Source organism: Synechococcus sp. KORDI-52 (genome assembly GCF_000737595.1).
Lineage (GTDB): Bacteria > Cyanobacteriota > Cyanobacteriia > PCC-6307 > Cyanobiaceae > Parasynechococcus.
Map to the genome: position 1 here is coordinate 2,095,121 of NZ_CP006271.1, position 16,094 is coordinate 2,111,214.

The following is a 16,094-nucleotide window of genomic DNA, read 5'->3' on the forward strand; positions in this document are numbered from 1 at the left end:
TTGTTCATGGAGATCGTCAAGGTTTCCCTGCCAACCAACGGGGCGCACGGCATGTCGACCATGCGAGCCTCCACAAAGCGTCAACTGCTGGTGGCCTAGGCAGCACAGCTTGATCTCAGGCCCTTGGAAGCGGCGAGCCGCCACCTCATCTCCCGAGAGAACGACGCCAGACAACAAACGGAGCCACGGTGATCAACATCAGCACGCCATAGACCGCTGAAGGGAGACTCATTTCCGTCAACACCGCATTGAAACCGGGCTGACTGAGCATGGCCCCCACAACAATGCCAACAGTCCCGTTCTGAAAGCCACTCTCAATGGCCAATGTCGTCACTTGAGGCCTGGGCAAAGCCAGTAACGGACCCAGCGTGCAACCCAGCAAGAGCATCAGCACATTGAGGCTGATCAGGATCGGACCAAGCACCTCCAGATGGGCCGTGAACACGTCCCATTGGCTGATCAATGTGGCAAGAAGGATCAGCGCGAACAGCAGGTTCGCCAAACGGGAACAACGCCGTTCCCACTGGATGGTGGCTGAAGCATGCAGCTTTCTGAGCATCACGCCGATCAGCACAGGCAAGGTGGCAAGCGCAAACACCTTGAAACTGAGTGGAACAACAGCAAATTCAAGATCCGAGGTCGCAAGAAACCGGCCTGCGGCTGATCCAAGAATGAGTGGGAGTGTGAATGCCGTCAGCAGACTGACGATGGCTGTGTAAGAGATGGAGAGGGCCACATCGCCCCGAGCCCAACGGGACATCACATTGGATGTGATCCCTCCAGGACAGCAACTCAGGATCATCACGCCGAATGCCAAGTCCCCCTGCAATCGAAACAATCCAATCAGCACATAGGCCATCAATGGCAAAAGAATGACCTGACAGAGCAAGCCCGCCAGCAAGGCTCTCGGTTGACGAAAGGCAACAACAAAATCCTTGAGCTCCAAACTGAGCCCAAGGGAGAACATGATGAAGGCAAGACTGAGTCCAAGAGCGAGCTCAATCATTGAGCAGCGCTGCGATTACAAGGCTGGAGACTTTATCGAACAAACAGACGAAATCAGTCCCAAAGCCGAAACAGCTGCCCAGCAACGCATCAAAACCGAAATGTTATGGCTCTAATTCTTAGCTCATAAAAAAGCCCCCTCCGAGGAGGGGGCTTTCCGATTCAGTTGATCTGAATCGTTTGTGCTGTTCAGATGTGAACAGGTTGATTCCAGATCAACCGATGGCGGGAGCCTGCAGAGCCACAGGAGTGGACTCCACAGCAGCCAGGTCGAGGGGGAAGTTGTGAGCGTTGCGCTCGTGCATCACTTCCATGCCGAGGTTGGCGCGGTTCAGCACATCAGCCCAGGTGTTCAGGACACGGCCCTGACCATCAAGGATGGACTGGTTGAAGTTGAAACCGTTCAGGTTGAAGGCCATGGTGCTGATGCCCATGGACGTGAACCAGATGCCAACGACAGGCCAGGCAGCCAGGAAGAAGTGAAGGCTGCGGCTGTTGTTGAAGGAGGCGTATTGGAAGATCAAGCGACCGAAGTAACCGTGGGCAGCCACGATGTTGTAGGTCTCTTCCTCTTGGCCGAACTTGTAGCCGTAGTTCTGGGACTCGCTCTCGGTGGTTTCACGCACCAGGGAGGAGGTCACCAGGGAGCCGTGCATGGCGGAGAACAGAGATCCACCGAACACACCTGCGACACCCAGCATGTGGAAGGGGTGCATCAGGATGTTGTGCTCAGCCTGGAACACCAACATGAAGTTGAAGGTGCCAGAGATGCCCAGGGGCATGCCGTCAGAGAAGGAACCCTGACCGAAGGGGTAAACCAGGAAAACAGCGAAGGCGGCAGACAGCGGAGCGCTGTAAGCAACGCAGATCCAGGGACGCATGCCAAGGCGGTAGGAGAGCTCCCACTGGCGACCCATGTAGGCGGAGATGCCGATCAGGAAGTGGAAGACCACCAGCTGGTAAGGACCGCCGTTGTACAGCCACTCATCGAGAGAAGCAGCTTCCCAGATGGGATAGAAGTGCAGGCCGATGGCGTTGGAGGAAGGAACAACAGCACCGGAGATGATGTTGTTGCCGTAGATGAAGGAACCAGCAACAGGTTCACGGATGCCGTCGATATCAACCGGGGGAGCGGCGATGAAGGCAATGATGAAGCAGATCGTGGCCGCCAGGAGGCAGGGAATCATCAGAACGCCGAACCAACCCACATAAATGCGGTTGTTGGTGTCGGTCACCCACTGACAAAAGGCTTCCCAGTTGCTCTGACGTCCGCTGCGAATTGCGGTGGACATAGAAGAAAAGAAGACGTATGGACCTCTCCCCAAAGAAGGGACAGGTGCATCAAGCTTATGGAGGGAACCTTCCGTTACATGAGAACTCAACAATCAGAATCAGCTCTCAAAAAAACTTCATTAAGAACTTCATGAAGCCTTCATGAAGTTCCATGAAGCAGCCAATTTCTGGATTGCTGAACGAAGCCGTTCCAGTTCATTCGTTCCTCTTCTGCAGCCCGGGCGACCAGCAACGGGGCCTGCTGTTTAAACGCCACTAGATCAAGCTCGTCCACACCGGCGTTGATCGCCAGCCAATCCGCCATGGAACGGCCCACCACGCGGGTGAGATAGGCCGCACTGAGGGCCTGCATCGCACCAGCAATCAGCCAACTTCCCCCATCGAGCTTGGCCAGACCGAGCAAGGTCTGGCCAGTCCACTCCACCACGCCCTGGGCGAGGGCGACCCGCGCCAGCTGCGCCGCCGCTTCCCGGAGCACATCCGGCTGCAGCGACGTGCACCAGATCTCTCCCATCTCCTTGATCATCAAACCGTTCGCGACGGCGACGGCGAGGAGATCAAGGCTGGCAATGGGGGAGGCCATCACAGAACCGGCCACCAGCCACTGGGTGCGCTGCTGGAGCTGAAGAAACCGATCTCGCCGGAGCGATTCCAGTTCGCGCTGCCAGCGCCGGTGCAGTTCCGCCAGAAGCCGGGGCCGTGTCTCGGCCGCAGCCTGTTTCAGCGAACGACGCAGAGGCGCAAGAGCAGACCGCAGCGAGAGCGATGGAGCCTCAACAAGAATCCGGTCACGCCAACGCGCGGGAAGATCATCGCGAACAGCGGCAATGGCATCAGCCGTAGGCGCTTCCTGCCCTTCGGTAGCCAGAAGCAGCCAAGCAGGTTGGTCGGCCGGCACCTGCTGAAGCCAAAGCAGATCGGAGGCCAGCAAGGGCGCTTTCAGGCTGAACAGGATCAGATCCTGATCCACCAGCCCGCTGGGCCAGCAGCGGCTGCCGTCGTCGGTGGTCAAGGGGTGGCACAGCGACAGCGTCAGCGGCACAGAGCCCGCCAGGGAACGGCTGAAGTCGGCTTCGTTCGTTGCCAGAGAGACACCCAGGGCCACCATGGCAACGCGCACAGGAGTTTCTGCGCGTTCCACCACTGACTTCAGATCAGCGCGACGGGCCTGATCCGCAGCTGGCTGATGCTCAAAGCGCGCGAACTGATCCAGCACCTCCTGACATCGAGCCATCCATCCCTCCAGCGACACCGGTGCTGCGAATCGCGGCTGGCTTGGTTTGCGGCCGAGCCAGATCACCACGCCACCGGCAGCCAGAAGCCCCATCCCCCCACCGGGGAGATGCATCACATCACTGATCAGCCACTGGCCTGCAATCAGCCCAACTCCTGTCAGCGCCAAAGGCCGCAGGAGCGACGCCTGTGGCATCACCAGGTCTGGCAAGGAAGCCGGGAATTTCAAGAGAGACCCTGCTCGAGCAGTTGCCCTTCTTAGCTCAACCCACCCCATGGCACCAGATTTTCAGGTCAGAGGAACGACTTCTCCATAAGTTGGGAACAGGCCACGGACAGCCGTGACACAGAGTCATCCCATCGCGATCGTCGACAACCGCCAGGGGGTGCGCCGGGTTCTTTTGGTGGCCCTTGGCTTGAACATCGCCATGTCGCTTCTGAAACTGCTGGTGGGGGCCATGAGTGGATCCCTGGCGGTGATCGCGGATGGCATGCACAGCGCCACCGATGCTCTCTCCAGCCTGACGGGTCTGGTCACCAACAAGCTCTCCGATCCACAACCCGATCGCGATCACCCCTACGGCCATCGCAAATATGAGGCGGTAGGCGCCCTCGGCATTGCCGGTTTCATCCTGTTCACAGCCATCGAGATTCTGTTGCGTTCTGGGGAACGGCTTCTGGAGGGGCTTCCACCCATCCGTGTCACCGGGCAGGAGCTGGTGCTGCTCACGCTGGTGCTGGGATTCAATCTCCTGCTCGCCGGCTATGAACTGCGGGAAGGTCGACGACTGAAGAGCAACCTGCTCAAGGCTGATGCTCGGCATGCAGCCAGTGATGTGTGGACCACCGTGGTGGTGCTGGTGGGCATGGCTGGGGCGGTTTGGTTGCAGGTGAACTGGCTCGACGTCGCACTGGCAATCCCCATGGCCCTGCTGCTGATCCGTGCCTGCGCGGAAGTGCTCCGGGGGACCTTGCCCTGGCTTGTGGACCACATGGCAGTGGCACCAGAGGCCATCTATGCCGAAGCGATGGCAACCGGCGGCGTGATGAACTGCCACGACATCGCCAGCCGAGGGGTTCTGGGGCAGCAGGTGTTCATTGAAATGCACATGGTTGTTGATGCCGACGACCTCACGACGGCGCACCAGATCACCGAAAGGGTGGAAGAGCGCTTGGAGACAGCCTTCGGCCCCGTGCGGTGCACCATCCACCTGGAACCCAAGGACTACGTGGAGGACGGGATCACCTACTGCGGTGCCCATGGCTGAAGCTGATGCCCTCACGATGGAGCTCGCCGGACTGACCGAGCGTCAGCAGAGGGGTCTGATTGACGTGCTCGATGAAATCCGCCATGCCGATGGCTGGTCTTGGCAACTACCGGTCTTGCTGCGGAATCGCTGCTGGCTGCGGCTGTCACGCATACCTCTCAACGAACTGCATCACCTGTTCCCCCCGGATGGGCGCGATGAAGCGCCGGAACTGATGCAGTACCGGCGGTTGCTGCACCAGGGAGTAGATCCACTCCTGGCCCAGCAGAGCTGCTGGCAGGACTTCGGCATGGAGGACTGCCAGAGGGCGCTGCAGGCGTACTGGCGCAGCCGCGACACTGCGATCCACGGATGGACGGCCCAGCGGTACAGACAGCTGGTGAGCAGCTACCGCGAACGGATTGAACGGAAGATCACGACTGTGCCGATGCTGGTGCTCGCACGGAAAAACAGCCTTGAAAACCACCGGTTGCTCTGGATCACTGAAAACACTCCGGTGATGCGTCACACTTGCGCCTGATTCCAGGCCATGGGCCATGAGTGATTCCTACAGCGATCCCCAACACCAGGGGGGACAGGGAGACGGCGGCCGCGACGGTCAACGCCTTCGCAGCAACCGTGGCGGTGGCCGCGAAGGCGGAGGTTTTCGCATCCGTCTGAGTGACAACGAAATGCGCTCGGCAAGGGCACTTCAGGAGGCCTTCAATCTTCGATCCACCGTTGCCGTCCTGGGTTTCGCCGTCCGCAGCCTTGGCCAGATGCTGGAAGACGGCCAACTTGACGCCCTGATCGAGCAGCAACGCAATCAACCGGCCCGGGGTGGCCGGCGTGATGGCGGCGGTCGTGATGGCGGCGGTCGCGGACGTCGGTTTGATGACGAGCGCGGAAACCGTGGCTCCCGTCCGAACCCCTTCGCTCGGCCGGCTAAACCCCAGCCTGAAGCTCAGGCAGAACCGCTGACAGAGCCGGGGTCCGAACCCGAAGCGTCCCCAAGCGACGACGCCAGTACAGCCCCTGTTGCGGACGTGTCCACGGACGACATCAAAACTGAAGCAACCGAGGGCTGATCGATGAACCGGCCAAGGGTTCTTTCCGGGGTGCAACCGACCGGAGCACTGCATCTCGGCAATTGGCTGGGTGCCATTCGCAACTGGGTTGACCTACAGGACACCCACGACACCTTCGTCTGTGTCGTGGATCTCCACGCCATCACCGTTCCCCATGAGCCCAGCCATCTTGCTGAAAACACCCGCTCCACGGCTGCGCTCTACCTGGCCTGTGGGATGGATCCCAGGCGCTGCTCGGTGTTTGTGCAGAGCCAGGTGGCAGCCCACAGTGAACTCTGCTGGCTGCTGAATTGCGTCACACCACTCAACTGGCTGGAGCGGATGATCCAGTTCAAGGAAAAAGCGGTGAAGCAGGGGGACAACGTATCCGTTGGCCTGCTGGATTATCCAGTTCTGATGGCTGCCGACATCCTTCTCTATGACGCGGACCTGGTGCCCGTCGGTGAAGATCAGAAGCAGCATCTCGAACTGGCGCGTGATATCGCCCAGCAGCGCATCAATGCCCGCTTCGGCGACAAGGACACCCCGGTGCTCAAGGTTCCGAAACCGTTGATCCTCAAGGAAGGAGCTCGGGTCATGAGCCTGACCGATGGTCGCAGCAAGATGAGCAAAAGTGATCCGAACGAGGGAAGTCGCATCACGCTCCTGGACCCTCCTGAACTGATCACCAAAAAGATCAAACGTGCCAAAACCGATCCCGAGCGTGGCTTGGAATTCGGAAACCCGGAGCGGCCGGAAACCGACAACCTGCTGGGGCTCTACGCGATCCTCAGCGGCAAGGGCAGGGAGCAGGCCGCCTGCGAATGCGCCGAAATGGGATGGGGGCAGTTCAAGCCGCTGCTGGCCGATGCCACCGTGAACGCCCTCGAGCCCATCCAGGCGCGCTACGGAGAACTGATGCGCGACCCCGCTGAACTCGACCAGGTGCTGAGCGAGGGACGCGAGAAGGCCGAAACCGTGGCCAACGCCACGCTGGAACGTGTTCGCGAGGCCCTGGGCTTTGCCCGGCGAGCCTGATTGCCCTTGAAGAAAACCATCAGCTGCTCTTATCAATGCGCCGGGCAGGATCTCGCGCAGCGACCTAAGTAATTAGACGGAGACAACCCCAGTGACAGCGGAGAGTCTCGCAAGACTCTCACCATTCTCTCAGCTGCCTAGACACAACACGGCAGACACGTCAACCCCACAAGCGCCGGCCTCGCATCCAGACCTTGTGGGCCAGCACTGTGACCGTCCACCCGATTGTTGTGCGTGCATCGTCTTCTGTCTGCGTCCAGCCCAGCCACGCGTTGGAACCGACCTCTTATCGGTGCAGCTCTGAGCGCGGGAATGATTCTGTGCGCTGGAGCCTCTCAGCCCCGCCAGAGCGTTCAGCCAGTCGCCGCATCCGTTGAAGAAGACGCCCCCAGCAGCCGTGCCCACCTCGCGTCCGGCAACGAAGGAGGGCGCTATGAGCTGACCCCAGAGCGTCGAGCACTGCTCAACACCATCCGCTACGCCGAAGGCACCTGGAAAGATGGCGAAGACAAGGGCTATCAGATCATGTATGGCGGCGGGCAGTTCCAGGATCTGACCCGCCATCCCGAGCAGGTGGTCGTCAAGCGCTACTCCAGCGCCGCAGCGGGTGCATATCAGTTCCTCCCCAAGACCTGGAAAGGAGTGGCGCGGGAACTCAAGTTGGCCAGCTTCGAACCCAAGCACCAGGATCAGGCCGCCCTGCACCTTGCCGAGCGACGGGGCGCACTTGAGGACATTGACCGGCAAGGGCTGACCAAAGACGCCATGGCAAAACTGGCACCCGAATGGGCATCCTTCCCGACCAAAGCCGGCCGCTCTGCCTACGGCCAACCCGTCAAGAGTCATCAGGAGTTGGCGAGCTTCTACAGCAGCAACCTGCGCCAGCTTCGCAATCAGCTGGGAGCCTGAGGAGAGCGGAACTCCCCCAACCTCGCAGCCAGGGCCCACACCTCCGTGACCAAACCATGCCAGGGATTCATCACCTCCATGGAGACGGCCATGGGCTGCGTTGATGCAGCCACAAGCGAACGTGTTGCAGCAATGGCCTTCTTGCCGTCCTGCAGCCGCTCCTCCATGCGTCGGCGCTCCTGCAACGGCATCACCTCCTCCGGACAGGCCTGCAACAGCTCCTCGCCGCGCTGAAACCAATGCTCGAAGTCATCCAGCAGGGATGTCAGCAACTCATCCAAAAGTGCGCCAGCTTCCTGATTGGTTGACTCACCCACCTGGTGCCCTCGGGTCTCGCCCATAGGATGGCGGGCCCTGAACCTGAACCGGTGAGCAGCGCTGCAGCAACCACCCCAGCCCCTTCAGCACCGGTGGTTCTGCCCAAGACCAGCGAAAGCGATCAACTGCTGAAGATTCGACACTCCATGAGCCATGTGATGGCCATGGCAGTGCAGCAGTTGTTTCCCAAGGCACGCGTCACCATCGGCCCCTGGACCGAAACAGGTTTTTATTACGACTTCGACAATCCCGATCCCTTCACCGAGGCCGACATGAAGGCGATCAAGAAAGGGATGATCAAGATCATCAACAAGAAGCTTCCGCTCGAGCGTGTCGAAGTGACGCGCGCCGAAGCAGAAAGCAAGATCAAGGCCCAGAACGAGCCCTACAAGCTCGAAATTCTTGAAGGACTGCAGGAGCCGATCACCCTCTACACCCTCGGTGAACAGTGGTGGGATCTCTGTGCTGGCCCGCACGTGGAGCACACGGGTCAGCTCAACGCCAAGGCCTTTGAGCTGGAGAGCGTCGCGGGAGCCTACTGGCGCGGCGATGAAACCAAGGCGCAACTGCAACGCATCTACGGCACGGCCTGGGAAACCCCGGAACAGCTGGCGGAGCACAAGCGACGTAAGGAAGAGGCCCTTCGCCGCGACCATCGCCGCATCGGCAAGGACCTTGACCTCTTCTCCATCGAGGATGAGGCTGGGGCCGGCCTGGTGTTCTGGCACCCCCGCGGTGCCCGCATGCGCCTGTTGATCGAGGAGTTCTGGCGCCAGGCCCACTTCGAGGGCGGATACGAGCTCCTATACACCCCCCACGTGGCGGACATCAGCCTCTGGAAGACCTCAGGCCACCTCGACTTCTACGCCGAGAGCATGTTCGGCCCGATGGAGGTGGACGAGCGGGAGTACCAGCTCAAGCCGATGAACTGCCCGTTCCACGTGCTCACCTACGCCAGCAAACTGCGCAGCTACCGGGAACTGCCGATCCGCTGGGCGGAGCTTGGAACGGTGTATCGCTACGAGCGCCCCGGAGTGATGCACGGTCTGATGCGGGTGCGGGGCTTCACCCAGGACGATGCCCATGTGTTCTGCCTGCCCGAACAGATCAGCGACGAGATCCTGAAGATCCTCGATCTCACCGAACGGATCCTCTCCGCCTTCGATTTCAGCAGCTACGAGATCAACCTCTCCACCCGCCCCGAAAAGTCCATCGGCGATGACGCTGTGTGGGACCTGGCCACCAAGGGACTGATTGAAGCCCTGGAGCGCAAGGGTTGGGCCTACAAAATCGATGAGGGCGGCGGTGCCTTCTACGGCCCGAAAATCGACCTCAAGATCGAAGACGCCATCGGCCGGATGTGGCAGTGCTCCACCATCCAGTTGGATTTCAACCTGCCGGAACGCTTCGAGCTCGACTACATCGCCGCCGACGGCAGCAAGCAGCGGCCGATCATGATTCACCGCGCCATCTTCGGTTCGCTGGAGCGGTTCTTCGGGATCATGACCGAGAACTACGCCGGCGATTACCCCTTCTGGCTGGCCCCCGAGCAGGTGCGTCTGCTTCCGGTCACCGACGAGGTGCAGCCCTACGCCGAACACGTGTTGGACCAACTCACCAAAGCTGGCGTTCGCGCCACGATCGACCGCAGCGGTGACCGGCTCGGCAAGTTGATCCGTACCGGCGAACAGATGAAAATCCCTGTGCTGGCGGTCATCGGTGCCAAGGAAGCCGAGCAGAACGCCGTGAGCCTTCGCAGCCGACGGGACGGTGACATTGGGGTCACAGCGGTGGCTGAACTGCTCAATGCAGCCAAGAGCGCGAACAGCCAGCGCGCCGCAGGCCTGGAGCTGAACCAATGACGGATTCCCCTGTGCAGCACCTGGCCGATCTCGCCCGCTTGCGGGGAGCGCCGGAGTTGCTTCCCCAGATCAGAAACAAGCTGCGAGGAGAACTCGATCAGGCGATGGCCAAGGCCAGCTGGTTCACCATCGGCATCATGGCCCCGTCCAGAGAGCAGGCCCTCACGGCGCTGCGCAGCCTCGAGCAAAGCCAACAGTGGGAGCCGCTTGAGCTCGTCGACAGCCCCGAGGAGCAGGGCCCTGTTTTCCTGAAAGCCAACCAGAAGGGGGGCACGATCCGCATTCGGATCGAGCACGGCCTTGGCGAAGGAATTCTGATCAGTGGCCACGGTGACGACGACACCACGCCAAGCACCACCTGGGGACCACTTCCACTGGACTTCTTCTCGTGAGCAAACCACGCTGTTAGGAGTTGTCGCAGCCCTGGATGGCCACCACCACACTCCTGGCGGGGGACATGGGAGGCACCAAGACTCTGCTTGCTCTCTACGGGAATGAGAAAGGCCAGCTGCGCCTGCTGCATCAGGAACGCTTCCGCTCCGGAGAATGGTCATCCCTTGAGCCGATGCTCGAGACCTTCCTCAACAACCGCCCCGCTGATCTCCCGGCTCCAGCGCATGCCTGCATCGCCGTTGCTGGTCCGGTGCGACACAGGGAGGCCAGGATCACCAACCTGCCCTGGCGGTTGCAGGAGGCCGATCTGGCGCGGGCTGCAGGCACGGAACAGCTCGAGCTGGTGAACGATTTCGGTGTACTGATTTACGGGCTGCCCCATTTCGACGGCCATCAACAGGTGATCCTTCAGAAGGGCCGCCAAGACAAGGGTCCCCTGGCCATTCTTGGTGCCGGCACCGGCTTGGGCATGGCAAGGGGGCTGCAGAGCGAACAGGGACTTGTAGCCCTGGCGAGCGAAGGAGGTCACCGCGAATTTGCTCCGCGCAATGAAGAGGAATGGGAGCTGGCCTCCTGGCTCAAACAGGATCTGGGGATCAGCAGATTGTCGATTGAACGCATCGTGAGTGGCACCGGACTGGGGCACGTGGCCCACTGGCTGCTGCAGAAACCGGATGCCGCCATGCACCCCCTGCGCAGCGTGGCGGAGGCCTGGCGACGCAACAGTTCCAACGATCTTCCCGCTCAGGTAACCGTCGCCGCTGAAGGGGGGGATCCCTTGATGCAGCGCGCCTTACAGCTCTGGCTGGAGGCCTATGGCTCAGCGGCAGGCGATCTTGCCCTTCAAGAACTGTGCACAGGAGGCCTCTGGGTCGGTGGCGGCACCGCCTCCAAACAACTGAAAGGACTTCAATCCGCCAGCTTTCTCAACGCGATGCGCGACAAAGGACGGTTCCGCGAGCTGATCGAGGGGTTGCAGGTCACGGCGGTGATCGATCCCGAGGCCGGACTGTTCAGTGCCGCCTGCCGTGCACGGATGCTGGCGGAGTCAGGTGGGACACTGGCCTGAGCAGAGGATCAGCGATGGCGCTGCCGCGCATCGGTCAGAAAGTCGTCGTGGACGTCCCGGCAACCACGGCCAATCTCGGACCTGGTTTTGACTGCCTCGGTGCAGCTCTCGACCTGAACAACCGATTCGCGATGCGGCGGATCGAAGGGGGCGGCGAGCGTTTTGAGCTGATCATTGAGGGAACGGAGGGCAGCCATCTCCGCGGGGGACCGGAAAATCTCGTGTACCGCGCGGCCCAGCGGGTGTGGAAAGCGGCTGGGCTGGAACCCGTCGCCCTGGAGGCCCGTGTGCGACTTGCTGTGCCGCCAGCTCGGGGGTTGGGCAGCAGTGCAACGGCCATCGTGGCGGGATTGATGGGAGCCAATGCCCTCGTTGGTGAGCCCCTCTCCAAAGAGAAGCTGCTGGAACTGGCCATTGACATCGAAGGACACCCCGACAACGTGGTGCCCTCTCTTCTGGGAGGCCTCTGCATGACGGCCAAGGCCGCGTCCCAGCGCTGGCGGGTTGTGCGCTGCGAATGGATGCAGGGCGTGAAAGCCGTTGTTGCGATTCCATCGATTCGCCTGAGCACAAGCGAGGCCCGCCGGGCCATGCCCAAAGCCATCCCCGTCGGCGATGCTGTGGTCAACTTGGGTGCCCTGACGCTCTTGCTGCAGGGATTGCGCACCGGCAACGGTGACCTGATCTCCGATGGCATGCACGATCGACTTCACGAGCCGTATCGCTGGCGACTGATCAAAGGAGGTGACCAGGTGAAACAGGCCGCCATGGAGGCAGGTGCTTGGGGCTGCGCCATCAGTGGCGCAGGGCCGAGCGTGCTTGCACTCTGCTGCGAAGACAAAGGCCCAGCGGTCAGCCGAGCGATGGTGAAAGCCTGGGAAGCCGCAGGGGTCGCCAGTCGCGCACCCGTGCTGAATCTGCAGACCTCAGGCAGCCACTGGCAACCAGCCGAAGATGAGTAGATCCACCTAAATACAGGGATCAGCCCTGTTAGCTTTGTTAAAGATTGCGGACAAGGAATGGACGCTGGGTTAGCAGAGCTTGCTGTCTCGAGCAGTCCCTTCCCATGGTTGTCTTTGATTGTGCTGCTGCCTGCGGCAGCGGCCCTCGTCTTGCCGTTGGTGCCTGCCCGTGAGGACCAACCTTCCCCTTTGCCCAAAACCATCACGCTGATCGTCCTGCTGGTCGATCTGCTGTTGATGATGGGGGTGTTCGCCACCCGGTTCGACCCCAGCGTCGAAGGCCTGCAGCTGGTGGAGCGAGTGAGCTGGCTTCCGGCTCTCGGGCTCGAGTGGTCGCTAGGTGTCGATGGTCTCTCGGCGCCTCTCGTCGTGCTCAGCGGCTTGGTGACCTTCCTGTCGGTGGCTGCCAGCTGGTCGGTTCAACGCAAACCAAGGCTCTACTTCGCTCTGATGCTGGTGCAGGCCTCGGCCCAGGGCTTGGTGTTTCTGTCCCAGGATTTCCTTCTCTTCTTCCTGGCCTGGGAGCTGGAACTGGTCCCTGTTTACCTGCTGATCGCCATCTGGGGAGGACAAAACCGCCAATATGCGGCAACCAAATTCATCCTCTACACGGCGCTGGCCTCTCTGCTGATCCTGATCAGTGGGCTGGCGCTGGCGCTCTCCGGAGACAGCTTCACCTTCAACCTCACGGAACTGGCCAATCGCTCCCCCGGCGGCAGCTTCGGTCTGTTGTGCTACCTCGGCTTCCTCATCGGCTTCGGCGTGAAACTGCCGATGTTCCCTCTTCACACATGGCTCCCCGATGCCCACGGTGAAGCCAATGCTCCGGTGTCCATGCTTTTGGCCGGAGTGCTCCTGAAAATGGGCGGCTACGCCCTGCTCCGCTTCAACGTGCAGATGCTGCCGGATGCGCACTTCATCCTGGCGCCTGCGCTGGTGATCCTCGGGATCGTGAACATCGTCTATGGCGCCCTTAACGCCTTCGCCCAGGACAATGTCAAACGCCGGATCGCCTGCAGTTCCGTCAGTCATATGGGCTTTGTGCTTGTGGGAATCGGTGCCGTCGATGCCCTCGGGATCAGCGGAGCCATGCTCCAGATGGTGAGCCATGGCCTAATCGCCGCCGCGATGTTCTTCGTTACGGGCGTGTTCTACGAGCGAACCAAGACCCTTTCAATCCCCAACATGGGCGGACTGGCGAAGGCCCTGCCGATCACCTTTGCCTTCTTCCTGGCCAGCTCCCTGGCGTCACTGGCGCTGCCGGGCATGAGTGGCTTCATCAGTGAAATCACCGTCTTCCTTGGCATCACCAGTCAGGAGGCCTTCACATCGGTGTTCCGCTCGATCACGGTGCTGCTGGCCGCCATCGGTCTGGTGCTCACACCGATCTATCTGCTCTCCATGTGCCGCCGGGTGTTCTTCGGCCCCAGGATTCCTGCCCTCGCCAGCGTTGCTGACATGCGTCCCAGGGAACTGGTGATAGGCCTCAGCCTGCTGGTGCCCACCCTTGTGATCGGCATCTGGCCCCGCGTTGCCATGGATCTCTACGAAGCCTCCACCAACGCCCTCGCCCTTCAATTCATCGCAAGCTGATATGACTGCTGTTTCCCCCCTCCTGCGCGGCGAAGGGCTTCCTGAGTTCCGTGCCATTTCCCCTGAGCTCGTCAGCGCAGACATTCCTGTTCTGCTTGCACAGCTGGATCAGGACTTCAGTGCGCTCGAGCAGACTCTGGATTCAGCCCTCGCCGGACCCTCAAAACTGTCCTGGGATGGGGTGATGCAACCGCTGCAGGCCATCGGCGAACGGCTGCGGTGGAGCTGGGGTGTGGTGTCACACCTCAATGGCGTCTGCAATTCCGCTGAACTGCGGGATGCCCATGCCGCCCAGCAACCCGAGGTGGTGCGCCTCAGCAACCGACTTGGCCAAAGCCAGATTCTTCATCGGGCCCTGATGGCCCTTCAAAGCGATCCTGCAGAACCGCTTAACCCAACCCAACAGCGAATTCTGAGCTCAGAACTGCTGTCGATGCAGCAGCGCGGTGTTGGCCTCAGTGGCGATGAGAAAGCAGCCTTCAACAGCACCAGTGAACGTCTCGCCGCACTGTCCACCCAGTTCGGCAACCACGTGCTCGATGCCACGCAGCAGTGGACCCTGAAGCTCACGCAAGCCAGCGAGGTGGACGGTCTGCCGCAACGGTCCCTGGAGGCACTGGCCGCAGCGGCGCGCGACGCCGGGGACGCTGAAGCGTCCGCGGAAACAGGCCCCTGGCTGCTGGGGCTGGACATGCCTCGCTACCTGCCCTTCCTCACCCACGCCAACAACCGCTCCCTGCGGGAGCAGGCCTATCGCGCCCATGTGGGGCGGGCCAGTGAAGGAGAGCTCGACAACCGGTCACTGATTGAAGAAATCCTGACCCTGAGGCGCGAACAAGCCTCCCGACTGGGCTATGCCCACTGGGCAGACTTCAGCCTCAGCGCCAAGATGGCCGACGACGTTCCGGCCGTGGAAGCGCTCCTCGAAGAACTTCGCGCTGCAGCCTTCCCAGCGGCCAAGCAGGAACTGCAGGATCTTCAGGCGATCGCCCGGGAACACAAGGCCCCGGAAGCGGATGACCTGGCCCCCTGGGACATCGCCTACTGGTCGGAAAAATTACGCCAATCCCGCTTCGACCTGGACCAGGAAGCCCTGCGCCCCTGGTTCCCACTGCCGCAGGTGCTCGAAGGCCTGTTCAGCCTCTGCTCACGGCTGTTTGACGTGGAAATCGTCGCCGCCGACGGCGAGGCACCGACCTGGCACGCCGATGTGCGTTTCTTCCGGGTGAAGCGCCCCGATGGCACACCGATCGCCGGTTTCTACCTCGACCCTTACAGCCGGCCTGCCAGCAAACGCGGTGGAGCCTGGATGGATGAATGCCTGGGCCTCAGAAAGAAACCAGATGGATCTGTTGTTCTCCCGGTGGCCTACCTGGTCTGCAACCAGACCCCACCCGTTGGCAACACGCCCAGCCTGATGAGCTTCGAGGAAGTGGAAACCCTGTTCCATGAATTCGGCCATGGGCTGCAGCACATGCTCACCACCGTTGATGAGCCGGAAGCGGCTGGCATCAGCAACGTGGAATGGGATGCCGTGGAACTCCCCAGCCAGTTCATGGAAAACTGGTGCCTTGATCACGCCACCTTGATGGGCATGGCGCGGCACTGGCAGACCGGTGAACCCCTGCCCGAGGCGGAATTCAACAAGCTGCGCAGCAGCCGCACCTTCAACGCGGGGCTGGCCACCCTGCGGCAGGTTCACTTCGCCCTCAGTGACCTTCGCCTCCACAGCCAGTGGACCCCGGAACTTGGCGTTACCCCAGACGAACTGAGGCGTGAGATTGCCGACACCACCACGGTGATGGCCCCCATCCCTGAGGATCAGTTCCTCTGCGCCTTCGGCCACATCTTCGCGGGGGGCTACTCAGCCGGGTACTACTCCTACAAGTGGGCTGAGGTGCTGAGTGCAGATGCCTTCTCCGCCTTTGAGGAGGTGGGTCTGGATCAGGAGGATCAGGTTCGCGAAACCGGAGCCCGCTTCCGCGACACCGTGCTCAGCCTCGGTGGCAGCCGCTCCCCAGCAGAAGTGTTTGAAGCCTTCCGCGGTCGCCCGGCCAGCACCGAGGCACTGATCCGCCATTCCGGCCTGGTGGCCGCGGCCTGAC

15 protein-coding genes are annotated in these 16,094 nt (G+C 61.2%); 11 read left to right on the top strand and 4 right to left on the bottom strand.

Translation table 11 applies throughout. From position 1 onward, the window contains the following. Positions 1-145: 145 nt before the first annotated feature. From KR52_RS10715 to KR52_RS10725, 3 genes are all read right to left on the bottom strand, one after another. On the bottom strand, positions 146-1,006 hold the full coding sequence (locus KR52_RS10715; RefSeq protein ID WP_038555688.1) for a bile acid:sodium symporter family protein: 861 nt from the start codon (positions 1,004-1,006) through the stop codon (positions 146-148). Positions 1,007-1,220: 214 nt separating this feature from the next. Continuing rightward, positions 1,221-2,297 carry a photosystem II q(b) protein gene (gene psbA / locus KR52_RS10720; RefSeq protein WP_038555691.1) on the bottom strand — a complete coding sequence of 359 codons (1,077 nt, stop codon included), beginning with the start codon at positions 2,295-2,297 and terminating at the stop codon, positions 1,221-1,223. 140 nt (positions 2,298-2,437) lie between these two features. Beyond that, entirely contained in the window at positions 2,438-3,760 is a 1,323-nt protein-coding gene (locus KR52_RS10725; RefSeq protein WP_038555694.1) for a YcjF family protein, read from the bottom strand. Between the two features lie 112 nt (positions 3,761-3,872). Here KR52_RS10725 and KR52_RS10730 point away from each other — a divergent pair, with 112 nt between their 5' ends. From KR52_RS10730 to KR52_RS10750, 5 genes are all read left to right on the top strand, one after another. After that, positions 3,873-4,799, top strand: coding sequence for a cation diffusion facilitator family transporter (locus KR52_RS10730; RefSeq protein WP_084221996.1), 927 nt, complete (start codon positions 3,873-3,875; stop codon positions 4,797-4,799). Further along, a complete protein-coding gene (locus tag KR52_RS10735) occupies positions 4,792-5,319 on the top strand; it encodes a hypothetical protein (RefSeq protein ID WP_038555696.1) in 528 nt (175 codons plus the stop codon). The genes KR52_RS10730 and KR52_RS10735 overlap by 8 nt, the downstream gene beginning before the upstream one ends. Positions 5,320-5,335: 16 nt before the next feature. Continuing rightward, complete coding sequence (locus tag KR52_RS10740; protein ID WP_038555697.1) at positions 5,336-5,866, top strand: hypothetical protein; 531 nt, start codon at positions 5,336-5,338, stop codon at positions 5,864-5,866. A 3-nt stretch (positions 5,867-5,869) separates the two neighbouring features. After that, positions 5,870-6,883, top strand: coding sequence for a tryptophan--tRNA ligase (trpS, locus tag KR52_RS10745; RefSeq protein WP_038555699.1), 1,014 nt, complete (start codon positions 5,870-5,872; stop codon positions 6,881-6,883). Positions 6,884-7,195: 312 nt separating this feature from the next. Continuing rightward, complete coding sequence (locus tag KR52_RS10750; protein WP_156957719.1) at positions 7,196-7,792, top strand: glycoside hydrolase family 104 protein; 597 nt, start codon at positions 7,196-7,198, stop codon at positions 7,790-7,792. On the opposite strand, the gene KR52_RS10755 is transcribed toward KR52_RS10750, so the two are convergent. After that, positions 7,777-8,133 carry a DUF2605 family protein gene (locus KR52_RS10755; protein WP_051834352.1) on the bottom strand — a complete coding sequence of 119 codons (357 nt, stop codon included), beginning with the start codon at positions 8,131-8,133 and terminating at the stop codon, positions 7,777-7,779. The two genes, KR52_RS10750 and KR52_RS10755, sit on opposite strands and share 16 nt — an antisense overlap. Before the next feature lie 3 nt (positions 8,134-8,136). Here KR52_RS10755 and thrS point away from each other — a divergent pair, with 3 nt between their 5' ends. The 6 genes from thrS to KR52_RS10785 are packed head-to-tail and all read left to right on the top strand — an operon-like array spanning position 8,137 to position 16,093. Then, entirely contained in the window at positions 8,137-9,972 is a 1,836-nt protein-coding gene (gene thrS, locus KR52_RS10760; protein ID WP_038555703.1) for a threonine--tRNA ligase, read from the top strand. Beyond that, a complete protein-coding gene (locus KR52_RS10765) occupies positions 9,969-10,364 on the top strand; it encodes a DUF1824 family protein (protein ID WP_038555705.1) in 396 nt (131 codons plus the stop codon). The genes thrS and KR52_RS10765 overlap by 4 nt, the downstream gene beginning before the upstream one ends. A gap of 35 nt (positions 10,365-10,399) precedes the next feature. Beyond that, the gene (locus KR52_RS10770) at positions 10,400-11,434 is read left to right on the top strand and encodes a glucokinase (protein ID WP_038555708.1); all 1,035 of its coding nucleotides are present in this window, start codon (positions 10,400-10,402) and stop codon (positions 11,432-11,434) included. A gap of 14 nt (positions 11,435-11,448) precedes the next feature. Then, positions 11,449-12,396: a homoserine kinase gene (thrB, locus tag KR52_RS10775; protein ID WP_038555711.1), complete on the top strand. Its 948-nt coding sequence runs from the start codon at positions 11,449-11,451 to the stop codon at positions 12,394-12,396. Positions 12,397-12,453: 57 nt separating this feature from the next. Further along, a complete protein-coding gene (locus KR52_RS10780) occupies positions 12,454-13,989 on the top strand; it encodes an NAD(P)H-quinone oxidoreductase subunit 4 (protein ID WP_038555714.1) in 1,536 nt (511 codons plus the stop codon). A 1-nt stretch (position 13,990) separates the two neighbouring features. After that, complete coding sequence (locus KR52_RS10785; RefSeq protein WP_038555717.1) at positions 13,991-16,093, top strand: M3 family metallopeptidase; 2,103 nt, start codon at positions 13,991-13,993, stop codon at positions 16,091-16,093. The last annotated feature ends 1 nt before the right edge of the window (position 16,094 follow it).